The organism is Flavobacterium sp. YJ01 (assembly GCF_029320955.1).
Classification (GTDB): domain Bacteria; phylum Bacteroidota; class Bacteroidia; order Flavobacteriales; family Flavobacteriaceae; genus Flavobacterium.
In genome coordinates, this window is the sequence record NZ_CP119757.1 from 5,260,272 (window position 1) to 5,284,848 (window position 24,577).

The 24,577-nt window shown below is 38.0% G+C and carries 26 protein-coding genes; 18 read left to right on the forward strand and 8 right to left on the reverse strand.

Features of this window, described 5'->3' with window-relative positions:
* Positions 1-19 precede the first annotated feature (19 nt).
* Positions 20-493 carry a response regulator gene (locus P0R33_RS22545; protein ID WP_276173341.1) on the forward strand — a complete coding sequence of 158 codons (474 nt, stop codon included), beginning with the start codon at positions 20-22 and terminating at the stop codon, positions 491-493.
* A 938-nt stretch (positions 494-1,431) separates the two neighbouring features.
* On the opposite strand, the gene P0R33_RS22550 is transcribed toward P0R33_RS22545, so the two are convergent.
* Positions 1,432-1,683, reverse strand: a complete 252-nt coding sequence (locus P0R33_RS22550; RefSeq protein ID WP_276173342.1) for a hypothetical protein — start codon at positions 1,681-1,683, stop codon at positions 1,432-1,434.
* 1,038 nt (positions 1,684-2,721) lie between these two features.
* Here P0R33_RS22550 and P0R33_RS22555 point away from each other — a divergent pair.
* The gene (locus P0R33_RS22555) at positions 2,722-4,308 is read left to right on the forward strand and encodes a reverse transcriptase/maturase family protein (protein WP_276173343.1); all 1,587 of its coding nucleotides are present in this window, start codon (positions 2,722-2,724) and stop codon (positions 4,306-4,308) included.
* Positions 4,309-4,342: 34 nt separating this feature from the next.
* On the opposite strand, the gene P0R33_RS22560 is transcribed toward P0R33_RS22555, so the two are convergent.
* From P0R33_RS22560 to P0R33_RS22590, 7 genes are all read right to left on the reverse strand, one after another.
* Positions 4,343-5,188 (reverse strand): restriction endonuclease, encoded by an 846-nt coding sequence (locus P0R33_RS22560; protein ID WP_276173344.1) that lies wholly within the window; start codon positions 5,186-5,188, stop codon positions 4,343-4,345.
* Between the two features lie 267 nt (positions 5,189-5,455).
* Positions 5,456-7,243, reverse strand: coding sequence for a DUF262 domain-containing protein (locus tag P0R33_RS22565; protein ID WP_276173345.1), 1,788 nt, complete (start codon positions 7,241-7,243; stop codon positions 5,456-5,458).
* Position 7,244: 1 nt separating this feature from the next.
* The gene (locus tag P0R33_RS22570) at positions 7,245-8,576 is read right to left on the reverse strand and encodes a DUF262 domain-containing protein (protein WP_276173346.1); all 1,332 of its coding nucleotides are present in this window, start codon (positions 8,574-8,576) and stop codon (positions 7,245-7,247) included.
* A 178-nt stretch (positions 8,577-8,754) separates the two neighbouring features.
* Positions 8,755-9,561 carry a phospholipase D-like domain-containing protein gene (locus tag P0R33_RS22575; RefSeq protein ID WP_276173347.1) on the reverse strand — a complete coding sequence of 269 codons (807 nt, stop codon included), beginning with the start codon at positions 9,559-9,561 and terminating at the stop codon, positions 8,755-8,757.
* Positions 9,562-9,791: 230 nt separating this feature from the next.
* A complete protein-coding gene (locus tag P0R33_RS22580) occupies positions 9,792-10,163 on the reverse strand; it encodes a hypothetical protein (RefSeq protein ID WP_276173348.1) in 372 nt (123 codons plus the stop codon).
* 182 nt (positions 10,164-10,345) lie between these two features.
* Positions 10,346-11,149, reverse strand: a complete 804-nt coding sequence (gene mauJ / locus P0R33_RS22585) for a methylamine utilization protein MauJ (protein WP_276173349.1) — start codon at positions 11,147-11,149, stop codon at positions 10,346-10,348.
* A gap of 157 nt (positions 11,150-11,306) precedes the next feature.
* Positions 11,307-12,344, reverse strand: a complete 1,038-nt coding sequence (locus tag P0R33_RS22590) for a hypothetical protein (protein WP_276173350.1) — start codon at positions 12,342-12,344, stop codon at positions 11,307-11,309.
* A gap of 1,074 nt (positions 12,345-13,418) precedes the next feature.
* Between P0R33_RS22590 and ssb the strand changes: the two genes are divergently transcribed.
* The 16 genes from ssb to P0R33_RS22670 all read left to right on the forward strand — a co-directional run bounded on the left by ssb (position 13,419) and on the right by P0R33_RS22670 (position 24,544).
* Positions 13,419-13,829 (forward strand): single-stranded DNA-binding protein, encoded by a 411-nt coding sequence (gene ssb, locus P0R33_RS22595; protein ID WP_276173351.1) that lies wholly within the window; start codon positions 13,419-13,421, stop codon positions 13,827-13,829.
* A gap of 50 nt (positions 13,830-13,879) precedes the next feature.
* Entirely contained in the window at positions 13,880-14,953 is a 1,074-nt protein-coding gene (locus tag P0R33_RS22600) for a DUF932 domain-containing protein (protein WP_276173352.1), read from the forward strand.
* A gap of 118 nt (positions 14,954-15,071) precedes the next feature.
* Positions 15,072-15,737 (forward strand): PRTRC system protein E, encoded by a 666-nt coding sequence (locus P0R33_RS22605; protein ID WP_276173353.1) that lies wholly within the window; start codon positions 15,072-15,074, stop codon positions 15,735-15,737.
* Between the two features lie 16 nt (positions 15,738-15,753).
* The gene (locus tag P0R33_RS22610) at positions 15,754-15,972 is read left to right on the forward strand and encodes a PRTRC system protein C (RefSeq protein ID WP_276173354.1); all 219 of its coding nucleotides are present in this window, start codon (positions 15,754-15,756) and stop codon (positions 15,970-15,972) included.
* A gap of 16 nt (positions 15,973-15,988) precedes the next feature.
* Positions 15,989-17,173 (forward strand): hypothetical protein, encoded by a 1,185-nt coding sequence (locus P0R33_RS22615; RefSeq protein WP_276173355.1) that lies wholly within the window; start codon positions 15,989-15,991, stop codon positions 17,171-17,173.
* Positions 17,157-17,885 (forward strand): PRTRC system protein B, encoded by a 729-nt coding sequence (locus tag P0R33_RS22620; RefSeq protein WP_276173356.1) that lies wholly within the window; start codon positions 17,157-17,159, stop codon positions 17,883-17,885. The genes P0R33_RS22615 and P0R33_RS22620 overlap by 17 nt, the downstream gene beginning before the upstream one ends.
* On the forward strand, positions 17,882-18,685 hold the full coding sequence (locus P0R33_RS22625; protein ID WP_276173357.1) for a PRTRC system ThiF family protein: 804 nt from the start codon (positions 17,882-17,884) through the stop codon (positions 18,683-18,685). The genes P0R33_RS22620 and P0R33_RS22625 overlap by 4 nt, the downstream gene beginning before the upstream one ends.
* Positions 18,686-18,999: 314 nt before the next feature.
* Positions 19,000-19,329, forward strand: a complete 330-nt coding sequence (locus P0R33_RS22630; protein ID WP_276173358.1) for a metalloregulator ArsR/SmtB family transcription factor — start codon at positions 19,000-19,002, stop codon at positions 19,327-19,329.
* Positions 19,330-19,385: 56 nt separating this feature from the next.
* Complete coding sequence (locus P0R33_RS22635) at positions 19,386-19,859, forward strand: DUF6428 family protein (RefSeq protein ID WP_276173359.1); 474 nt, start codon at positions 19,386-19,388, stop codon at positions 19,857-19,859.
* A gap of 13 nt (positions 19,860-19,872) precedes the next feature.
* On the forward strand, positions 19,873-20,493 hold the full coding sequence (locus P0R33_RS22640; protein ID WP_276173360.1) for a class I SAM-dependent methyltransferase: 621 nt from the start codon (positions 19,873-19,875) through the stop codon (positions 20,491-20,493).
* A gap of 10 nt (positions 20,494-20,503) precedes the next feature.
* A complete protein-coding gene (locus P0R33_RS22645) occupies positions 20,504-21,115 on the forward strand; it encodes a protein-tyrosine-phosphatase (RefSeq protein ID WP_276173361.1) in 612 nt (203 codons plus the stop codon).
* Positions 21,116-21,118: 3 nt separating this feature from the next.
* Positions 21,119-22,150 carry an ACR3 family arsenite efflux transporter gene (gene arsB / locus P0R33_RS22650; protein ID WP_276173362.1) on the forward strand — a complete coding sequence of 344 codons (1,032 nt, stop codon included), beginning with the start codon at positions 21,119-21,121 and terminating at the stop codon, positions 22,148-22,150.
* A 32-nt stretch (positions 22,151-22,182) separates the two neighbouring features.
* Entirely contained in the window at positions 22,183-22,983 is an 801-nt protein-coding gene (locus tag P0R33_RS22655) for a helix-turn-helix domain-containing protein (RefSeq protein WP_276173363.1), read from the forward strand.
* Between the two features lie 79 nt (positions 22,984-23,062).
* Entirely contained in the window at positions 23,063-23,536 is a 474-nt protein-coding gene (locus tag P0R33_RS22660; protein WP_276173364.1) for a hypothetical protein, read from the forward strand.
* Positions 23,536-24,135 carry a phosphatase PAP2 family protein gene (locus tag P0R33_RS22665; protein WP_276173365.1) on the forward strand — a complete coding sequence of 200 codons (600 nt, stop codon included), beginning with the start codon at positions 23,536-23,538 and terminating at the stop codon, positions 24,133-24,135. The genes P0R33_RS22660 and P0R33_RS22665 overlap by 1 nt, the downstream gene beginning before the upstream one ends.
* On the forward strand, positions 24,116-24,544 hold the full coding sequence (locus P0R33_RS22670; RefSeq protein WP_276173366.1) for a DoxX family protein: 429 nt from the start codon (positions 24,116-24,118) through the stop codon (positions 24,542-24,544). Before P0R33_RS22665 ends, P0R33_RS22670 begins: the two co-directional genes overlap by 20 nt.
* The last annotated feature ends 33 nt before the right edge of the window (positions 24,545-24,577 follow it).

Here is a 24,577-nt window from a genome sequence, read left to right on the forward strand (position 1 = left end):
CTGCAAAAAAATATAGTCCATGTCCAAACTACATAAATCCCAGAAAGTTATATTTATAGCTGATGACGACGAAGACGACAGAATGCTGTTTTTAGATGCCCTCGAGGATTTAAACCTGCCGGCTGCCGTAAAGGCCGCCTGTGACGGACAGGAACTGCTCAATACCCTTGAGAAGACCGCAGACCGCCTGCCTGATATGATTTTTCTGGATATCAATATGCCCATCAAAAATGGATTTGACTGCCTTGCGGAAATCCGCAGCAGGGAAGATGCCCTGAAAGAAGTGAAGATCATCATGCTTTCCACAAGCAAAAGCCCTGACAATATCGAGCTCTGCCATAAACTCGGCGCTGATTTGTACGCTGTGGAACCCAGCAGTTTTCAGGGGCTGAACGACCTGCTGCAGAAAGTATTTGAAATGGACTGGAGCAGTTTTAAAAAAAGCAGCAATAAATTCCTGCTTGCCTCAGCAGGATATCCGAATTACGCTTAGGGAACGATAATTGTATATGATAATATTTTTTTGGAGCTTTTTCCCGCTATCCGCTCCAATCTTTTGCGCCGGACCCCGGCGCGGAAGGATTTCCGCTTCTATCGGGGCTAGGGTCTCGGATTCAATAGGTTTTGCTAAAACAGGTATGGGAATTGGCGCTGCAATCGGTGGAGCCGAAAGGTTGTCTCTGTATTAGAGGCAGTTGCAGTCGGATCCATGGACTGATGCCGATACGCTGAATGCTGCAGGTTTAGGTGCTGCGGCGCAGGTGCCTGGACCGCATTCCCCTTCATTTGGACCATTATCAATCATGTCCGGCTTGGCAGGAGCCGCCTATTGTAATTAATCAATATAAAGCGTTGCTGCCATTTGCTTTTTTGGGCAGATGCCAGTAATTTTAACCAATTAAAATTATATTAGGGAATGAAGCCTAAATTGCTTTTTTTTTTACGAAAAACTGCTTAATAACTATTATTATCATCTTCACTATGATGAAGAGACTTCCAAAAGATATGCCTATGCGGCAGTCAGGAATATTCTGGGCATAGCGGCCTTTATGTTCAGCATGCTGTTTTTTGTGGTCATCACCTGTCTTTTCAGCATAAATGTAAATATTAAGGGAAACAGGCTCTCGGCTTACCTTATCATGGCCGTCTTAATGGTGTGGTTTGTCTATTTCTGCAAAAAGTCCCTCAAACCCTTGTTTGATGGCATAGGGCTTAAGAGCGAAAAACCGCCAAAGGATAATTTCTTTGCGATATTGCTGCTTTGTGTCGGATTATTTGCAGGAGGCATGTTTGCGATTGCCAGGCTCGCTGCCATTTATTTGTGCGGATGATATCTCAGATCCGATTGTAAAATCCCGTATTGCTTTTTTTTGAAAGCTGTTTTTAAGTATGTTTCTTTTAGCTTTCTGGAATCCCGGCCGGTTATGATTTTCAGTCGGCAGTCTGCTCTTCCCCTTGCGGATCTGCAGCATCTGCCTGCTGGGTCTTCTTCACCAGCAGGTAGAAATCCCTCAGGTGCCACCACGCGGGGCACATGTCCAAGGTACCGCTGAAGGTGCGTATGCCTGTATAGCAGCTCTTTAAAAACAGCTGCGAGTCGGTGATTCTTGCCCAGGGCTTCCAGTCCACCGTCTGCGGCGGGGGATTGGCGTCAAAATATCTTTTTATCTCTTCGGGGTTCATGGGGCAAATTTAGGCAAAAATCCGTGTGCTGTCAAGGGATGCAGGGGAGCGGGGGCGGATTTTTTGCAGGTGCCGCTGCGCTTTTTTCAGCGGGCCTGGCAATCACCGGACTGGATGTATGTTTGTTTGTTTGTTTGTTTGTTGAAGTGTTTATATAGTATTGTTTTTGGGTTTGGTTTTAGGTTTTGGTATTTGGTTTTGGTTTTGGTTTTGGTTCTTAGATTTATTTTTTGGATTTATTTTTTGGATTTATTTTTTTTGGAGCTTCTCCCGCTATCCGCTCCAATCTTCTGCGCCGGACACCGGCGCAGAAGGATTTCCGCTGCTATCGGGGCTATGTTCTAACTTACATATTTTTTTCACAAAAGCTCGAGTAGAAATTGTCATTACCCTGCATATCAATAACAAAACTGTCATGAATATGTCAGAGATGTCAGGAAATTGTCTGAAAAATATTTTAGAAATCAATATATTTCCATTAAAACTGATATTTATGGAACGTTATACTGACGCAGGGAATCTATGGCATAGATTTTGAGTTAGATAAGTGCCTTCGGAAGAGTCCGAAGGGTTGAATGTTTAAGTTGACTATTCTGCCTATCGCGACAGGCAGAATGTGATTCATGACATATACTGCAATTTCTGTACCAAAGGGAAAGAAATACTCCACTAAGATACGAAATATCAGATATGCTGTCAAGACTAAAGTTGCTTTCATAACATTTCTATTGTTTGTAAGATTTCCCAGGCTCCGTCTGGTATGTCCGAGCAGGTGTAAAACATTTCTGCAAGGTTTCAAGGCACACAAAAGCAGTTCAGTCAGACTGCCGGTAATCTTGGAAAGGTTGGAATTAAAAAGCCAATCTGAAGTGCTGAGAACAAAATTCTATCAGCCAATGTGAGGATTAAGGCATGAATGGGTGTAAACCCCAAGACGATGGAAATCGGTCGTCTGCCAAGCAATGTTTAACATTGTACATCAGCAGGTAAGGTTAATGACTGATACTGCTTTCCTGCTGGTGTCCCTATAAAAAAATAATGAATCAAACACTACTTTTTAATGAGGATTTATGGGAGCGTTATGTGGCGAAGACTGCAGAAAGCCAAGAGAGTTTTGAGCTTAAAACTTATCCCCATTTAGATCCTTATTTTAATTTTTTTAAAAACAGCAGTGACATCAAAAAGCTTGTGTCAAACAGAGTGCTTATGGAAAAGCATTCTTTTCTCCCTTTTGTAAAAATACTTACTAAGACCCCGAGATTCAGATTTCAAGAAAACGAAAAAATGTATGGTCTGGAAACTAAAATAAGACCAATTGCTTTCGCTTCGCATTTCGACTCTTATATTTATGGTTTTTATTCTTTTGCTTTGAGCGAAAAATACCAAGAGTATATCCACGAGAAAGGTTTTAGCGAATGCGTGCTGGCCTACAGGTCCGATCTTGACGGGAAATGTAATATACAGTTTGCTAAAGAAGCATTTGAAGCTGTAAGAAAAAAAGCCTCGGCTAATGGACACTGCACTGCAATTGCACTTGATATTACCGGTTATTTTGATAATATTGACCACGCGATTTTAAAAAACAAATGGTGTAAAATATTAAACACTCAGGAGCTGGCAAAGGATCAATATAAAATTTTCAGATCCCTCACAAAATACAGCTATATCAGCCGAGACAGTATATTGAAGCATTTTAAAATAGATTTAAAAACAGCGCCACACTGGAACTCACTTCTGGATCTGATACCTGACAATGCTGCCGGTCCAACGTTCAGCAATAAGTTTGATCTGCTCAGAAAAAGAAATCTTTTGACGGTCAATATTCCAAAAATTTCCCCAAGTGGTGAAAAAAGTTTCCGGGGAATACCGCAGGGCTCACCTATGAGCGCACTGCTGTCGAATGTTTATCTGATTGATTTTGATGAAAAAATATTTAATCTCAGCATTGAGCTGGATTTTACGTACAGGCGCTACTGCGATGATCTTCTGATAATCTGCGACTCTGAAAAAGCGGCCCATATCAATGAAATCCTTCTTAACGAAATAGCGGCGTATAAGCTGGTTATTCAGGCAAAAAAAACTGAAATAATCCATTTCAGGCCTGCATTATCTGGGAAGGTCAGAGGATTTAACCAAAAGAAAATTGACAGATTTGCTCCGGTTTTCACTGTCCAGAATGAGCAGCAGTATTATAAGAATCTGCAGTACCTCGGTTTTGAGTTTAATGGTGTTTCAATTTATATCAGACCAGGAAGCCTTTCCCGCTATTTCAGGAAAATGAAGGGCAGGATTGTAAAGACTGTAATGATGGCGTACAGTGATAAATCAAAGAGGGATAAAATTCTAAAAAAGCAGATTTTTGAAAGATATTCACATTTAGGAAAAAGGAATTTCCTTTCTTATGCCGTAAAGGCATCAAAAAAGCGTTACTATTCTAAATCAATGAAAGCCTATCGGGAAGGAATGGATTCCAAATCTATTAGAAAACAGCTCTCTGCACATTTTGCAATTATGGAAAAAGAGATTTTAATGAAATCTCTCTCGCGTCATGAATTTAAAGAATATATATACTCCAAAAAGAAAGAACAGGGGCGTAGGGTGAGTCGGAAAAAAATGAAGTATTGAATTGTAATCGGGTACTAAATTTTTTGCGATCCTTTTATTTGTTTTCTGATATGACACCATTTTTAGAAATGATAAATGACCTTTCTTCAAAGATTGATTTCATTATAAGCCATACTTGATCTACAAGTGAAAACTTTAGGTCAGCATTTCTCTGGATCAACACTCCGGTAAAAACGACGCTTCTAATTTTAACTGAGATATTATCTCTTTTATTTAGCAGGCTTGCCCCGGGAAGTTCATAGCTCTTTGTTATGGTTTGGAATATTTTTTTTTGAATATGCAGTTCTTTCTTAAACATATTGGCATAGTGTTCAAATGGAATCTGAGTGCCATCTGATAAAACAATCAGAGATTGAGATATCTTTATTTGTTCCCTTTCTTTCTCAACTTTATCGACAAGGTCAATAGTGGCATATAATATTTCAGGACGAAGCAAGGTGGATTTGAAGTCAGAAACATCCACGGAATTAGCTTTTGATTTGTCTTGGAAATATATTTTTTCCTCTGCTTCCCGCAGTTCTACGAGCCCTATGTTTTTGTACTTGGCATAATTGATTCCGTCTTCCGTAAAACCTTTTTTTGAAACTATGACTCCTTTGTTAATTCCTGCATCTTCAATTATCTCGGCTACCTTCATAACAATATCCTTGTTTATTTTTTCCTGCCAGTATTTGCATTCGATTGCCGTCTGATAGGCATGAATGCCATCGGAATAGGAAGTCAATACATCAATCTGATGACTTACTCCGGATTTACCTTTCACCTTACATCCGTTTCCATAGCCCTTTATTTTAACGCCTGATTCCTTACCGAGAGTCTCGTAAATATATTTGGTAACGACTTCGTATTTTTTCCAGTCTAAATTATCATTTTCAAACATAAATTTAGGTTTAATGTATAGTGCAAAATATTGAAAACACGATTATTTTTTATACTTTCTGGTTATTTAATATTTTTCAGTTGTCTGCGCTTTTGCGATCACGGTGTGTAAAGGTCATATGTTTTATTTCATACATCATAGATGGCCGCAGGTACCTGAGTATAAAATTGTCAATTCATCACAAAAGTTGAAGTGGGGTAAAATGTTCAGATTACCACTTACCGCTCTTTTAAGTCAAACGCTTTTTGGCAGTATCAGGCTTTTTTTTTAATTCTTCACCATTTCTCTAATTAAATTTTCTATACATGCCTTATGTTCATTGATCTGCTCAGTTTCCCATTTATCATTCTCATAGCTTTCAAACATTACCAACCGTTTCAAGCTTGAATTATCGTGCAGAAACATTTTCTTTTTGTCGATTGGATTTTCTTTGTTGCCTGCCGAATTTTGAGAACTGGAGATTAAGCACAAATTTCCAATTCCATTGTAAACTTCTTCGTCAATAGAATACCGTTTTGCATGTTCTTGCGAAAACAAATGCTCTCTTGAACTTATCTGTCTGAATTTGAAATTATGAAAGTGACTTTTTAAATTGTCAATTTTAGTTTTTAGTGGTTCCAAATTTTCGTTAACTTCCTCTGCCTTATAAAGTTTCCAAAGCAGAAAGTCAATAAAATAAAAATTGAAGATACTAACTTCTGGATAGGATAATCTGCCCTTATTGAATTTAACTTTGGCAATGCTCCAAACTTTCTCTAGATATTTGCCAGCATCAAAATCCGTATTTTTCAGAAGTACCTGCAGCCAATTATTGTAAGTGTTTGTAGAATCTGAATAATAAAGCATTACTTGAAGTTTTGTCAGCTCTTCATCATTTTCAAAAGTTTTTACTGTTGTTTCAAAATCGCTGTTTAACTTTCTAATTCCCCAATTTTGTTTGCTTTCATCAGAATCAGTTAAGTCCTGTTTGATGACAATTCTGTCAAACATACTTCTATAGTATAATAAATCGAAAATAAATTCTTTCGCCTCAGGCTTGTTTTCATTAAATTGTTCTAAAAGTTTTTTATCGTCAAGTGAGACCTTATCGTTTTTAATTTTCAGGACCTGCAGTAAAAAATTGGGAAAGTCGATAACGGATTTATATTTGTCTTTAATGAATTTTTCTTCTTTGGGAAAGTCTGTTGGAATATTATATTCTGTGATGATTTGCAGCAGGGATAGTTCTTCGTCCGTATCGTTATTTTCATTTATATAAATATCCTCAAAGTTTGTTCCGATAATCTTACTCTCGTTAGTGAAAAGTTTATCCCTATTTTGCTTGTCAAAATTTAGGAACACATAATTGTTCATATCTGAACAGGCATCCCAGATTTTAGCAAACTTTTCTTGTTCTTGTCTTGCAACTTTTTTATCTTCATTTTTTATCTCTCCAATTAAAAGAGCTTTTACTATCTCGTGTTTTTCTAACTGCTCGCCGCGGTTATTCATTATTTCAAAATAATGGTTTAAATCAGTATCTTCTGGAACTTCCACACGAAATAGATATACATTTTCGTAAAAATCCTTTGCAAAATTCTGTACATCCCTTTCTCTTAATTCTTCTTGAATTATTTCAATGGCATCTTTAAGACTTCCGGTACCCGAGATGTTTAAATCGCTAGCCTGTTTTAGAAAAGATTCTGATTCTGCTTTGTACAAACCTTCAATGTAATTTTGTATTTTTTTTCGTGAATCAAATTTTAGATTTGGAACGCAAACTGCATTTTTACTTTCATCTGTCCAATTTTTCAAAACTAGATTTATTAGCGTAATAGTTGTGTGCCGCTGTTGTCCGTCGATGAGTTCAAAATTTCCATCTTCTCTTTTGAAGCAGACTAAGGAACCAAGATAATATGATTTATTTTGATTGTTTTCCTTTGGGAAAAATTCCTCAATATCTTTTATTAACTGGGAAATTTCTGCTTTCCCCCATGCGTAATTTCTTTGGTAGCGAGGGATGACATAAACGTCATTTTCTAAAATCTCCTTTATATTTTTTGCATTATGAGCCATCTTAGTTTCCTTCTTTAATAAATTCTACAATCTTTTCAATCCCTTTCACCGCAATATCTTCTATCTTGTAAGTTTTATACTGATAGTATTTAAATGCATCAGGACTTACCGAATCAATTATTTTGCTAAAACTTTGTTGGGCAGAACTATTCATTACTGCTTCTACCGTAACTCTGCTTTTTGTACAGCGGATATTGTAGGCAAGTTTGTAGAATGCTTTGTAGAAATTTTCAAAATCATCAACGTAGCCAAATTTATCAATGAATGCTAATAAAATGTTTTCGTAAAGATTTCTCACTTTTTCATCTCCGCTTCGCCACCAGCCATAATAATTGTAGCAATAATTTCGGTAGAATTTTTTAAGTTCCGGAATCTCTCCTTTTACAGTATCCTCTTTACCGTAATCAAATAATTTCCCACGTTGGATAATGTAAAAATCAACATATTCAAAAAAGCGTTTACCGTTAATTATCGGACTTGTGATTTGAAAAGGAAACGTTTGTGCAATTTGTGGGCTACGCAAAGAATGATCATTGTAAGTACTTTTTATAAAACCATCTAACATCCTCATTGCACTTTCATAAGGGTATTTTTGTTTTTGATGTACAGAAATTCCTTTAAACTCTTCAATTTCATCTTTAGTGAAATCGTACTTCCATTCGTTTTTACTCCATTTGCGAATTTTGAAAAGATGATTGCCAAGTATTGGTTTTAAAGATCCTTCATCAACAGATGCTTCCCAGCGCTCAACGCATTCTGTTCTTTCTTCTTCACTGTCAAGATCCATTTCTCGCAAATGAAATGCTTTTAATAAGTCGTAAGGTTCAAGGGCTTTGCCTCTTGCATTTTGAGAGTCAAAAAGCTGAAAAGCCTCGTCTTGTCTGAAAACTGTAAATAGAACAAATTCGCATTTATTCAAAATCTTATTTTTGAAATCTGCTTTCTTTTCGTCGCTGCTTTCAAATTTTGTCATTATCCATTTGTCAATAATGCGGTAATTATAGGCAATATTATTCTTGGAAATATTGTGTTTGAATTTTTCGTTTAATAGTAATCCGTCATAACTTTCGTCTAATATTTTTAATAAAAGCGAAATTGTTGTTAGGCGCTGTTGTCCGTCAACTACATTGTTTATTGAACTTTCACTGTGTAAGATGATATTTCCAATTCTATAATTTTTATTTTTAATGATTACATACTCAAAAATATCTCCCAAAAGCTGCATTACATTTTTCTCTGTCCACTTGTATGGACGTTGATAAACAGGGATAGTTAGTTTTACTTTTGATAGTTCGATTAGTTTTATTGTATTTTGAGTCGGAGTTATTGTCATCAATTCTATTTCTTAATAATAATTGTTTTGTTTCTGTTGCGCCGAGTGTCCTCTTGGCATTGCCACCGCCGTCCCTTGCTACAAAAGGTTTCGGGTTAAATTAATCCATATTTTCTAAAACAGCCAAATACAGGAATATTTTCAAATTATGCCAAATGCCTAATTCTCTTGCAGCAGATTAAACATAGTTCTTGTAACCTAATTTTTCAAGTTTTTCGATTGCTTTATTAATTGTCTCATCGTTAAATAGAACCCTATATCTAGGTTTTAATATAATGTTCTCGAATGTTAGGTCCAATCGCTCGATTTCATACATTTTTAGTAAACCTGATTGAATATTTTCAGCTCCGTCTTTCATAAGTTTTCTCGCAGTTCCAATTGCACCATATCTAAATAGCATGTCAGTTATAGTTGTTTTATTGATTTTTGCACCTGCTTTTAACGATTCATCTAAAGATCGCAGAAGTTCATTTAGCAATTCATTCTCTATTTTTTCAAATTCTTCTTCTTTAGATTCTGAGTCAATACTAGTAATATTTGATAATTTCTGAATTTCATAATTTACTGCAATTGTTTCAAGATGCTTAAATCTACCTAAAAACTGTTTCAATAAAGTTTCATCGTCACTTATAATTATATTTTCGTGATTGAAAAATTCAGCAGAATTTGTCCAGTTATAAGAGCCGAATAAGACCTTTTTTTTGTCAAAAACAGCAAATTTATCGTGTAGAAACCTACCTGAATTTGCAGACAGAATATTAATTAAACCATTTTTGTTTTGAATTTCTTTAAAACTGAGTCGCTTATTTTCAAAATGGTCGCTTATAATAATTTTTATTTTACAGCCAGATTCTGCTTTATCAATTAACTTACCAAGAATCTCCTTGCTTGTAAACCAAGCTACACAAATTAGTATTTCCTCTTTAGAAGATCCAATTTGTTCAATTATTTTATTTCTGATGTCTTTGAAATGTGCTTGTATCATAAATTCTAACTAAAATTTTTTTGCAGTATTTCCCTATGGTTAGCTTTCGGAGTTGATTTGAAGCGAATATGTAAAACTATGGCTAACGTTTCGCAGATAGGCATCACTAATAACCTTTTAAGATTAAGTCTAAAAAATAACTAAATTCTAGTTTAGTACTTTCCGTCCCATTAAGGAAATGCACCTATCGCGCAAGATCGCTGTCGTGATCAGTTTAAATAAGCAGGACATTATTTTTTTAATTTTATTTTTAGATTTCCGTCAGTATTATCATAACTTTCAACTCTTCCATCCTTAAATCTAATATAACTTAATCCGTAATAATATGTTTTAAATGGACCAACCTTGTCTAATGATTTAGGATCACCCATAGCTTCAAGAACCTCATCTTCTGTTGATCCTATAGAAAAATAGCTTTCATTGTCAGCTTTGTTCTTTTTTGTTTCATCATTTGGATTTTCGCGTATTTGCTGTAATTCTTTCTCTAATTCAGCATTTTTCTTTTCTAAATTTTCGATGTAATCTTTCTCGGTTTGTGATGGGCTTTGATTACATGCAGAAAAAAATAAAGTGAAAAATATAGTGTAAAATAGATTTTTCATAATTTTCTGTTTTTAATTTCAAATTAAAAGATTATCGTCTGATAAACTGCGTAAAACTTTCTGTGGCTTTACGCTATAATGTAGCCAGTGAAATAATTATATTCTGTTTAAAAAAAATCGCGAAGAAAGATTTCCTTTTAATAAAAACCATTTATTACTTCAAACCGTTGTAATAAACAATTTTATCTTAACTTATTCATCAACTTAGGAGTCATTTTTGGCCTAACAACTCTAAACCAATCATGAAGAAATTTGTGGGCTACTTTTTCTACTTCTGGAATTTTGTTCATTATTGTTTGAATAGAATCAATTTCTATTGGAATTATTCCATGAGCAATGTTTTTTCTGATCTTATTTCCTTCATCGATCCAATGGGTTTGACCTCCTATAAATTCCCAATCCGCGCATTCGCCCCAAATATGCTTAAAACTTTCCCAAATGTGGCATATTGTTCCTTTGCCTTCGCAAGCTTTTTTATTAGGATTGTAATAACTAGCAACGGCTTCAATTGAATTCCAAAATGCCAAGAACTTATCAAAGGGATCTTGAGTATATTTTCCCTTTCTATACCAACTTAGAGCTCTAGAATAAACAGTCTCTTCAATACTGAAAATTCTTGATTCCCTAAATGCGTACCTAAAATCATCAACATCTATTTTTCTTTTTACTCTATGAAAATTTTTTTGAACTAAAAAATTTTCAGTTAAATCTAATTGTAATGGCAAATCCAGCTTTAAGGTAAGAAAATCAAGCATACGCCCAAACCAGAGAACTGCGGCACTTTCTGCTAATTCTGAATTGGGTGCAAACGCTGTTACTATTGCATCAAAACCATTTTCGCTATGTTGCACTCTTACATTACTATAAAAAGCTTCCGGGTGCTCTAAATCCTTCCGTACATTTAGCTCAAATGTTTGTTCTATGGAAACTGGTCCAAAAACTGAAATTTGTACATCCCAAACAGGGATATTGTCGTGATGTTTCATTTATCAATCTTTATAATTTGTAGATAACTTCTTAGCGCTACAAGAGGTTTGATATTAAAGAGACGATTTTTTTCATTATTAAAAATTTCAAATACAATCCATCTTTCAATCTAGTCTTTTTCTCAATCCCTTGAAAAGATTGTTAGCAGATGTTTTTTTACCATTGAATATTACCATCATTATCAATTTTAGTTGTAATGAAAACTTTAGTAATATCGGCCAATGTAATTTCTTCAGCTTCGTCAGCTACAGATGGTTCATCATAAAAGGCCTCCGTAATTTCAAACTCAATTATTTTCTCAAGATAAAAGTTGTTCTCAAACACATCAGTGCGCATTGCTATATTGTCCGTTTTAAAATTATTACCAACACTCGGGTAGATAATACATTCAAAACTTTCTGAATCATCACTTTTTTTACCGTGAAGTATTTGTTCAGCTAAAATAGAGCTGGTTAGATATTCCAAATGGTTTAAAACACTTTTGGAGAATTCACGACCAAGTAAATTTAAAAAATTTTCAACGTATTCGATAAAAAGAGGTGAGTTGTATGGTTTAATTTCTTCAAATGCTTTAGTTGCTTTGGCAGCTCCAAGGTTATTTATAATAGCTTCTTTTCCGTGCGAAATTGCATATGAACGAAATTTGCGATTAGTTTTTGGACGCCAGACTCCAACAGTTACTCGTTTATTAACTGGAGGCTTTAATTCTTTAAGATTTGTATCAATTGATTCAGAAGAATAAAAAACATTGGTTTTTGTTGAATTTGCTCTATTATAACGGCCTATTTTTTGAATAATTTCAAACGGAGGGTGCTTTAGGTATTTTATGTTATTAATTCTTTCATTTTTACCTAAAACAGATTCATTTATAACCATCCGATAAGTTGTGAAAATTGCTAAATTATTAGAAACAGTCGGTAGATAGTTAAATGCATATAGAATATATCCTTTAAATAATTCTCTTTCACTTTCAGATAATGATGTGTAATCAAAATCTTTTAATTTTTGATCTAACACTTTATAAAATTCTAGGATTTCTTTGAAAGTATCTTCTTCATCTTGAGAAACTGGTTCTTGTTTTACATATTTTAATGCAATTTCTTGTTCTAAAGACGTCAACGAATCCTTTTTCCATCTTTTTTTTAATGGAATTTCAGGAAAATCTTTGAATGTAGTTTGCCAATTTGGTGTCATTGTAATTAGATCTAATTAATATATGCAAACCATTAAATGGCACCAATGCTACCTTTTTTAAACATTCTTTGTGTCATTCGATTGCTTTTTAAGCGAATATAATAATAAATACCAAATCTTTTTCGCTGTGCTGCAGTAGTTTCACTAATTAATTCTACTGGTTGATTTCCACCTTGCTATAAGGTTTGGATGATTATTTTTCAAATTCACCCTCAACTGCCTGCTTTTCTTCCTGACTGCTAATTTATTCCTCTGATCCAGATTGCTTCCCATTTAGTTTTTATCAAAGTCCCCGTATGCATCTGTTTTTTGTTTCAGGAGCAAAGGTAGTCCGTGCCCTTTTCCAAAAGCAAGGCCGGGCCTTTGGTCTGCCTTGAAAATCTCCATCCCTGCGGGTAGTATTTTCAGGCAGAGCCGTGCTTTTGGCGGACACTCACCTTTTTATGCTCATGAAACAAAACACAGCATACTGCGGCTCTTTAGACGAATAAAAAAAATGTCAGAAATAAGGATTGAAATATTGGAAAACAGAAGTTGTGAAACAAAACAAGCGCCTGCTCTCATTGCCGAATAAAATTTCTGAAAAAAAAAATAAGTAAAAAAATAAAAATAAGAGGTGCAGACCAATTCGGGCGGGGATGCAGGGGGGAGCAAAAGCGAAAAGGAAATGCGGGGATGGCAAAAGAAAGCTAAAATGCGGGCGGGGCGAAGCTATTAAATGCGGGAAGGAATAAATTTAAAGGAGAGACGGGTAAAGCAGGGGCGTGCGGGAAGATGAAAAGGCGGTTAGTGGCGGGGTTTTGGGTTTGGCGTTGCAGTTTGCGGAGTCCTATTTTTTTCTATAGGTCATTTTAGGCGTGGAAATTTTGAGCGAGGCTTTTGCGGGGTGCAGGGCTTTAATAGGAAGATTAAAATGTACAGCAGAAGATTATCACAGTATAAAAGAATAAAAGAATAAAAGAATAAAAGTATAAAAGTATAAAAGTATAAAAGTATAAAAGCATATAAATGAATAAATGAAACTATTAAGTAATAGAATAATTAAGTGGGTATAAATATTTAAAAATCAGAATCATGAACATTACAGGAAGATTGACAAGGGATGCGCAGGTGCGCACATTGTCGGACAGCAGACAGGTGGTAAATTTTTCAGTAGCCATCAACGAGAGCTACAAAAACAGAAAAGGCGACAGGGTGGAGCAGACCACCTTTTTCGACTGCGCCTACTGGATAAGCCCAAGGGTTGCCGAGTGGCTTACAAAGGGCACAGTGGTGGAGCTCACAGGAATGGTAAGTGCAAGGGCGTGGAAGAACAGTGACGGAGAACCGCGAGCGGGGCTGAACTTCAATGCATCGAATATCAAACTGCACGGAGGAGGCAGAAAAGCGGGAACAGCGCAGGAAGCGCAGAGCGGAAAAGATTCGGTGCAGGCAGAGAACAGCAAGCCCGATTTGAAAGAGCCTGAAGAAGACCTGCCGTTTTAAGTGACGGCGGTAAAAACAGAACATAGTTATAAATCTAAAATAGATGCATCATGGCACACAATATCAACTATAACAGCAAAACAGGAAAGTATTCTTTTTTCAGCGTGAAGGAAAAAGCGTGGCACGGGCTTGGACAGACAGTAGAACAGTACCCGACAAGCGCGGAAGCCATCAAATATGCAGGGCTTGACTATCAGGTGGCTAAAAGTCCGCTTTACACCAAAGGCTCTGAAATCTTAGTCACCCGTGAGGGCATTGAAGTGGGAAGCTCCGAACTGGCAGTCCCTGACTGCTTTGCCACCATACGCACCGACAGCAATGCCGTTTTGGGCGTGGTAGGAAAGGACTACCATATCGTGCAGAACCGCGAGGCGTTCAGCTTCTTTGATGCCATTGTGGGCGGGGGCGACGGGATACTCTACGAAACGGCAGGAGCGCTCGGGCAGGGGGAACGCATATTTATTACAGCAAAGCTCCCTGATTATATCCGTGTTGGAAAAGGGGATGACGTGTGCGAAAAATACATTTTTCTTACCACCTCGCATGACGGAAGCGGTAGCATCACGGCGGCATTCACGCCCATCCGCATCGTATGCCAGAACACCCTTAACGCTTCGATTCGCTCAATGAGCAACGTGGTGCGCATCCGCCATACATCAGGGGCTAAACAGCGACTTGAGGATGCCCATAAAGTGATGGGGCTTGCCGACAGGCTAAGCGCACAGCTTGAAGGCATCTTCAATAATTGGTCTCAAGTAAAGATTGCGGACAGGGAAGTCAAAAAGCTTATACAGTTGGCTTTATGCCCAAATAAGGAAACCTTGGAACTAATCAGAAAAGGTGCGGAGAACGAGGCATCCGCCATCTTCAAAAATACCGTAGAGGATGCTTTCGCCTACGCTATGGCAAGCGAGGCACAGCAGATGCAGACCACTAAAGGCACGCTTTTCGGGGCTTACAACGCCGTGACGGGCTACTATCAGAATGTGCGAAGATACAGGGACGGAGAGGCAAAACTTCAGTCGATTGTCATGGGAGGCACAGCTCAGGAAAAAGCGCAGAAGGCGTTTGATTTATGCATGGCTTTCAAGACGGACGGAGCGGAAATCCTAAATCTTAACTAGGCAGGCGAAAGACCAAAGGCTGTTGCCAAATGGGACAGCCTTAGAAATCTATTCCCATCGGGATTAAAAAGCAGATAAATGCAGAAACAACACAAGAAACAATTAAAATTTAAACGAAATGAACACTAATTTTTTCAATCAGATAGCGCAGATGGACATTATAGGGGATCTGCACATTACCGTTGCCAAAGCGACAGAGGACAGGCTTGTAGTGCTTGTGATGCTACAGAACGATGTTTGCGGGGACAGCGCAAAGCACAACATCCCGCCACTGAGCCTGCGCGGTACGGCAGAGGAACTCGACCAAGGCTTTTTTGAGAATATCACCACGCCCATGCAGAGCGCATCGGGTCTTATGGTGGATATGGAAGGCTATATGAAACAGCTTGAAAATACCAAAAAGCAGTCTGCCATGGAGAAGCAGAAAGCAGAAAACCAAAAGAAGGAAGCCGAAGCCAAGGACAAAAAGTTCAATGATGCCATGGCAAAGGCGGACGAGCTTGAAAAGGAAGGGAAATTCCGCGAGGCATGGATGAAAGTGCCCGAAATCCACGAGTTCCCTTTAAAAGCAGAGCAGTTGCGCAGAAGAAAAGCTGAACTGTCTGCGAAATTTGCACCAGACCTTTTCGGCAGTGCATCAGAGAAGACATCGCCTGAACCGCAACGGGAAGCGCTTTTCCCCGAGCATGGCTATACTGGGGAAGATGAGCAGACTGACGAAGAGGAAACAGAAAACGAGGAGGCGGATTATTGGGAAGAAGACCCCGAAGAGCAGCAATATTAACTAAAATACAGCAGTCATGATACTATCGACACAATTGCAGAGGGTATTTATACTCAAAGACAAGGGGCAGGAAATCAGACTTTCCGACCCCGAACCGCGATGGAGCACCGAGGCGGTGCTGAATTTCTATGCGTCGACTTACCCCATACTGACCACAGCCAAAATATCCGCACCTGCCATCAGGGACGATGCGGTAGAGTACCGATTTGAAACGGTAATGGGAACAAAGGGCTAACCAAATATCTAAAGCCATGAATTATGCAAAAATACATAATATCGGGAACAGTGAAACTGCCCGAGGGAAAAAGGCAAAAACAGCTTCACGCACAGCTCGCAGGGTTCATGCATTGGATGCAGAGACCCAAAGACGCTGGCGAGGTGCAGAAGGACAAATCAAGGTCAGTTCCTGCGGGGATGCTCCCAATGGTTTTCTAAAGGTTTCTTTCCTGCCTGTACTGCAACAAAATAAAGCGGTACAGGCTGGCAAGGAATCTGCAAAAATGCAGAAAGATTTTTATATATCCCTTAACAGTCTTGCAGAGCATTACGGCATTAAGCCGATGCCGACACGACATTTAGGCTTCCCATACAATACGGCAGTCGCTTTATGGGATTTGCAGGAAAAGCTCAAAAAAAGCGTAGGGAATTTTTCCGAACTGCGGGTTTTGCAGGACAAAGAGAAAACATATCTGACATGTGAGGAAAAATACCATACAGGCACAACGCTTTATTATATCCCGATACAGCCGATATATCAGATGCTCAAAGCCCCAAAACGAAAGAAGAATGCGCAACTGCTTTTATCGGTCTGCGCTTATCTATACCATGTGGCAGGGATTCCATATTACAGGGAACAGGGAAGCTACCTGTACTGGCTCTATGAAATGCATAGGGAATGGACGGAGCAGGAAGAGGACAGGGAGGAAAACGAAAGGTACATCGGTGAGTTTGACAAGGCGGAATTTATTGGAGACTGCATACAGCAGAAGATTTTCAGCGTGATGAACCTGACTTTTTTTGAAAAACGGCTGAATGCTTTCAAATGCCGTAATGCCTTTGACAAAGAGTGTTTGGATATCGCCCAAAGCGCTTTTGCCTTGTTCAGCGAATATCCCAACGAGAGCATTTTTCGAAATGCACCCATTAATGGCGGAGATGAAGACGCAGAAACGGAAGAGGAGGGCATAAGCATGGAAAAGTATATATCCTTTATCTCGCATACCCGAGGATGGCTGTATGAAAGCATTGAGGAGAGCATCAACAATGAATTCAACGAGTATGTCGCAATGGACGAGCCGACAATTATAAAATGTTTTGACGGAAATGAGCTGACAGAGGACAGCCTTGATTTTGAAAGCCGACTTTTTGCCCTTTTGGATGATATGTGCCCTTTGCTGTATAACTATAAAAACAACGAAAATGAATACTTTAACTGATATAACCCGAAACTTTGGAACGCTCTACCGCCCGAAATCAGCCCTTGTTTTTTATGAAAGCAATACTTTAGATAAAGAGGTGTATGTCGAGCATTTTGATATGGATAAAAACGGCATGCCTATTAATGCCCATCCGCTTACGGAGCGTGAAGCTGAGGGGCTTGCCAAGGCGCTCAGCACTGAAAAGCAGAAGCAGACCACCTTTCTGCAATCTAGCGGAATTCTGCCGACAAACATTCTGCATATCAATCCAAGCAGGGAAAAAAGTTTCGTGATATGGCATACCAAATCACAAAAAAGACCGCTGTATTTCATAGAAGGCTTGGGCATTCCCTGCGGTGAGGCTTTTGTACCCGCCATGGTCTGGCAGGCGGACAAAAGAAGCCTGCGTGTTTTTGCACTTACGGGCAATCGCAGACCAACGGAAAAAACACCGCTTTATCATGCGCCGTTTTTAAACATCTACGATGACGGTAGGGTGTGCATGGGGTCAGTAAGCATTGATATAAAAGAATCTTCCTGCGTTGAGCATTTTACAAAGGCGTGGGAGCATTATTTCTTCAAAAGCTATTTCAGCCACCTTATGGGTGAGAACAGCCCTGTAAAAGGCAATTGCGTGAGCCTTTGGAAAGACCTTGTCGCATCGGGCAGAACTTTTCCCATAGTGATTTTGAAAAGAAGCCACATAACACTTAAAAACTTATTGCCATGAGAACAGATAAAACCAAAATCCATTTTATAGACCCGTACCTGATTAGCCCGACCAATCCCATTACCGTGAACCTGATAGGGGCGGGCGGTACGGGGTCAAAAGTGCTTACCGCACTTATGGAAATGAACCACAGCCTCACGGCTCTTGGGCATGCGGGGCTCTTGGTGCGACTATGGGATGATGATATTATCACAAATGCCAACCTCGGCAGACAGCGCTTTGCGCACAGCGAGGTCGGGCTTTACAAATCCGTGGCGCTTATCAACCGAGCCAACCGCTTTACGGGCACAAACTGGAAAGCGGAAACGGTTAAATTTGAAAAGGACAGCTATGGGAAACTGCCCGAAAATGCGAAAGCCAGTATTTATATCACTTGTACCGACAGCGCAAAGTCCCGTTTTGAAATTGCCGATATTTTAAAGGACAGCAACCGCGCGCATCACAGGGACGCCCCGAGGTACTGGATGGATTTTGGCAACAGCCAGTATACGGGGCAGGTCATACTCTCCACGGTGGGGGAGATACAACAGCCAAAGTCAGAAAAGTTTGAAGCCGTGGGATGCCTGCCGTTTGTGACAGAGGAATTTGGCGAACTCTTAAATCAGTCCGAACAGCAGGATGATGCGCCAAGCTGTTCGCTTGCCGAGGCGCTCGAAAAACAGGATCTGTTTATAAATTCGGCTTTGGCGCAGATGGGATGCTCGCTTTTATGGAATCTCTTTCGAGAGGGCATGACTGCAAACAGGGGATTTTTTCTTAATCTGAAAGATTTCCGCTCTCAGCCCATTGCGGTTGGATAAGCCCGAAATCGGGCGGCAAAAAGACACTCCTTCCTTTCGGGCGGAGCGTCTTTTTGCGTTTAAAGCGGTGGAGCGCCTTTGCCAAAATGCAGTTCCCGCTATTTTACCAAACCCGCTGCGTTTTTTTTAAGGGATGCCCAATCCCTTTTGCTGTATTGGCGGGCTTCTTTTCTTTCCGGGGCGGCCAAAGAAAAGATTCTGTGTTATAAACCAAATATTTTAATTTAAGTTTTAAAATTTTCTACAATAAAAAAATAGGCATTATTTGATTACTTTAATTTAATATCGTAATATTGCGATATAATTGAGATAAAATGGGCCTAACAAAAACTGAAATATTTACAGAGGAGCAAAACAGCTTAGCCACTTCTTTAAAAGCGTTGGCACATCCTGCCCGCATAGCTATTCTACAATACATAATTAAGCAGAATGCTTGTATTTGTAATGATTTAATAGAGGAATTGGGACTGGCACAGGCTACAATTTCGCAGCATTTGAAAGAATTAAAAAACATTGGCATAATTAAGGGAAGAATAGAAGGGACAAGCGTTTGTTATTGTATTGATGAGAACGTTTGGCAGCAGCTTAAAAAGGAACTCAATATTTTCTTTGTAGATAATGTAGGATTTGATAAATGCTGTTGAGTATTTTTTTGAATATATTTATCGCAATAAAGCAATATGACAATTAAATAAAAACTATGAAACTATCAGAAATCAAAGAAATCCTTCCAACATTGGATAATGTTGAATTCCAATTAGAAAATGGAACTTTTGTACCCGAACATTTCCACGTTACCGAAGTGGGGCAAATAACTAAAAATTTTATTGACTGCGGTGGCGTAGTTCGCACCGAAAAAGTTATCAATTTTCAATTATGGGATGCTAACGATTTTGAACATCGCTTAAAACCCACCAAACTTTTAAACATCATAAAACTTTCGGAAGAGAAGTTAGGTATGGAAGATGCCGAAATTGAAGTGGAATACCAAAGCAATACCATTGGAAAATATGATTTAGAGTTCATCGGAAAAACATTTGTGCTGAAAAACAAAACTACAGCTTGTTTGGCAGAAGATGCTTGCGGTATTCCATCTGAAAAACAAAAGAAAAATTTAATAGGATTGAACGTAAATCAAACCAATACTTGCACGCCAGGTGGTGGATGTTGTTAATCATAAAATAAATATGGAACATTTCAATCGAAAATCCCATTGGGAAAATATTTACGAGAGTAAACCTTTAGAAACAGTGAGTTGGTATCAGCCCAATCCAGAAACTTCATTAAATTTTGTTCATCAATTCAACTTACCGAAGAGTGCAAAAATTATTGATATTGGCGGTGGAGACAGCTTTTTGGTTGACTACCTACTTGATTTAGGTTATGTCGATATTACCGTATTGGATATTTCCAATGCCGCTATCCAACGGGCAAAGGAAAGATTAGGCAGTAAAGCCAACAAGGTACACTGGATTATTTCAGATATTTCAGATTTTGTACCCACGCAGCAATACGATTTTTGGCACGACAGGGCAGCGTTTCATTTCCTAATGGAGAACCACGAAATAGAAAATTATATACATACTACGACCAAAGCAATTGCCCCGGATGGCATTTTAGTGATGGGAACCTTTTCTGAACAAGGTCCCACAAAATGTAGTGGCATAGACATCAAGCAATATTCGGATAGTAGCTTGTCGGAATTATTTGAAAACGCCTTTGAGAAAATCAATTGTATAACCGTTGACCACAAGACACCATTTGATACCAATCAGAATTTCGTGTTCTGTAGTTTCCGTAAAAATTAAATCCCCCATTATGTATTCAGCATTATCAAAAACAATCGAACAAGTACAAAAGCGAAACATTAGCGAAGAACGTAAAACTATATTACAGCCGCTGATCGATTTTGTACAGCAAAAAACAGCTCATAAGCAGCAAATAAATATCAACTTCATTTGCACCCATAATTCCCGCAGAAGCCATTTGTCCCAGGTTTGGGCACAGGTCGCAAGTGCGTACTTCGATATTGCCAATGTACATTGCTTTTCCGGCGGAACGGAAGAAACAGCACTATTTCCGAAAGTGGCAGAAACATTGACTAATCAGGGTTTTAATATCTTCAAAATTGCAGACACTCATAATCCTGTATATGCTATAAAGTACAGTGAAAATGCTTTACCAATAATCGGTTTTTCCAAAAAATACGATAGCCCTTTTAATCCAGTTTCAGCGTTCGCAGCTATTATGACCTGTTCTCAGGCAGACGGTGGTTGCCCTTTTATAGCAGGAGCGGAAAAAAGAATACCCATCACTTTTGAAGATCCTAAAATTTCAGATAATACACCGGAGCAATCAATGGTATATGCAGAAAGGAGTTTACACATAGCAAGCGAAATGTTTTATGTCTTTTCAAAAATCAGTCGATAACCTATGCAACCAAAACTAAAATTCTTAGACAGATACCTGACCTTATGGATATTTCTTGCCATGGCATTAGGTGTAGGATTGGGTTATTTCCTTCCTACAATTTCCAATGTTACAAACAGTTTGTCAGTAGGTACTACTAATATTCCTTTAGCAATAGGATTAATACTGATGATGTATCCACCATTGGCAAAAGTGGATTATTCCTTACTACCAAAAGCCTTTAAGGACAAAAAAGTAATCGGCATATCCTTATTGTTGAATTGGCTAATCGGTACAGTATTAATGTTCGGATTAGCTGTTTTGTTTTTACGCAACGAACCAGATTATATGACAGGCTTAATACTGATAGGCTTAGCAAGGTGTATCGCCATGGTTATTGTATGGAGTGATTTGGCAAAAGCCAACAGAGAATATACCGCTATGTTGGTTGCTTTAAATAGTATCTTTCAGATATTGAGTTACAGTGTTTTGGTTTGGCTTTTCATCAATGTATTACCGAGTAAATTAGGTTTAGCTAATTTCAACGTAAATGTATCTATGAAAGACGTAACAGAAAGCGTATTGATATACTTAGGAATTCCGTTTTTGGCAGGTTTTTTAAGTCGTTATTTTTTAGTCAAAACCCAAGGAATTGAATGGTATAACAGAACATTCATACCCAAAATATCGCCTATTACTTTGTATGCTTTACTCTTTACTATCGTATTGATGTTTAGCTTGAAAGGCGACAAAATAGTAGCGTTACCAATGGATGTGATAAAAGTAGCCTTACCCTTAATCATCTATTTTGTATTGATGTTTTTCGTGAGCTTCTTTATCAATAAATTATTGAAACTGCCTTACGACAAGAACGCATCAATCGCTTTTACTGCTACAGGTAATAATTTTGAATTGGCAATCGCCGTATCTATAGCGGTTTTCGGTATTCATTCGCCACAGGCATTTGTTGGCGTTATCGGCCCACTGGTTGAGGTTCCTGTTCTGATACTTTTGGTTAGGGCAAGTTTGTGGTTAAAGAAGAGGTATTATAATTAATTTTATAAAGACAATATAGAAGCTCCAGCAAATTGAAAAATTCTATTTTCATAAAAACCAAAATTGAAGCGGCAGCATTATTAAAAGCTGCACCGTTCCGGAAAGAAATTCGCAAGACCGAACCGCACAAACACAACAGCTATTTTGAAATTATTTATTTAAGAGAAGGAAGCGGTTTCCACACCATCGACCATACTTCATTTTCAATTAAGCCACCCACCGTATTTTTTGTTCGTAAAGAACAGGTACATCATTGGGATATGACAGATACACCTGACGGCTTTGTTCTGCTTTTAAAGAAGGGATTTCTCGACCAATCGATGGACAGTGAGCTGAAAAGTCTTTTATCCAAACTCAGCGAATTAAGTTGCATCTATCTGAAAGAAACAGAAAGTATAGATACTATATTTCAGCTGCTCACTACAGAAAAAGACTTTACCGTCACCGAAGGATTACTAAAAGCACTATTTGCTAAAATATTGATTTCAGCAAAACCTTTGACTAATAAAACGAGTAAAACCGATGATGTAATTACAGTTTTCAGGGAATTGCTCAACCAAACAAACGACCTTCGAAACAATGTTGCTCACTATGCAGAAAAACTCCATACGACACCACAAAATCTAAATGCTATTTGTCGTAAAACACTAAGCCAATCAGCAGCAGAAGTAATTGCTGAGCATATCATCAGTGAGGCAAAAAGGCAATTGATTTATACAGAAGGTAGTGTTTCTGAAATAGCGTACAGTCTGAATTTTAATGACACTTCCCATTTTGTAAAGTATTTCAAACGGTACACAGGTCTTACGCCACAAACCTTCCGGAATACCTAAATCATACCGTTTTATTTTCAAATATACCGTATGTGATAATTTGTATTGTACGAAATTTGTATAGCGTAAAATACAGGTTATGAAATATTTGACTTTTTTATTTATACTTTCTTTTTTTTCAGCTTGTAATCAAAAACACGAAGCTGTTCAAGGACAGTGGATAAAAGGAAACGAGCAGGAGAAACTTGAAACGATAGAAAATCAATTTCGTGGATTTGACATGGCAATGGTTGAAACCGGATATCGTTATCAGGAATTATATTGGGCAGGACAAGACGAAAACTGGGAGTATGCTGATTATCAATTGGAAAAAATCCAAAAGGCGTTAGAAAATGGATTGGAAAGAAGACCAAAACGGAAATCTTCCGCACAACATTTTTTAACCGTTACACTCCCTCAAATGAATGAGGCTCTAAAAAAAAGAGATACAGTTGTTTTTAATAAGAACTTCCAAATGCTTACCAATAGTTGCGTTAGCTGTCATGCAATGGAAAAAGTACCTTTTTTTACTGTAAAAACTCCTGTAGAAAGACAATCACCCATCAGAAAATAATGCTTGAAGATATCAAACAGATAGATACAAATATTCTATTATGGGTAAATGGAAGCCATAATGAATTTTGGGACGAAGTAATGTGGTTTGCCAGCGGCAAATACACTTGGCTTCCTTTTTATGTTGCACTAATAATTTTGCTTGTCTGGAAGTATAAAAAGGATGCTATCCTGATGATCTTACTAATCGCCTTGCTCATCACAATGAGTGATCAGCTGGCTTCCGGCATATTTAAACCTCTATTTGAAAGGCTGCGTCCAAGTCATAATGCAGCATTGGAAGGTGAGCTACATATAGTAAACAATTATCGTGGCGGCAAGTTCGGTTTTATTTCTTCTCATGCTGCCAATGTCTTTGCTTTGGCATTTTATTTAACCATATTAACTAAACAAAATCTGAAATGGCTCCCAATTATTCTCATCCCATGGGCAATTTTTGTCAGTTTGAGCAGGGTTTATTTAGGCGTACACTATCCAACTGACATTTTAGTTCCAGCTATTTTAAGTATGCTTTTTGCGGGGGTGGTAGCCCATCTATATAAAACATTCAATCCAAAATTCATAAAACTATTTAATCATTATGTTTCAAAAAATAACTAAGACAGACCAATCAAAAACTACCATACTTATTCGACTGATGGTAGGTGCCGTATTTCTTTCGGAAGGAATACAGAAGTTTTTATTTGCAGACACCTTAGGTGCAGGACGTTTTGCAAAAATAGGTCTGCCTAATCCTGAGTTTTTGGGCAGTTTCGTTGGCAGCTTTGAAATTGTTTGTGGATTTTTAATTCTTATTGGACTTCTGACAAGATTGGCGAGCATTCCTCTTATCATTATTATGTTCGTTGCTATTGCAACAACTAAATCAGAGGTTTTAGCAGAAAAAGGATTTTGGGAAATGATGCATGGAAGCCGTACAGACTGGGCGATGCTTTTGGGGAGTATCTTTCTATTGATAAAAGGTGGAGGTCGTTGGTCTATAGATAGTTTGACAAATACTCCTAAATAAATAGGACAATTTCAATCACTTAAATATAACATA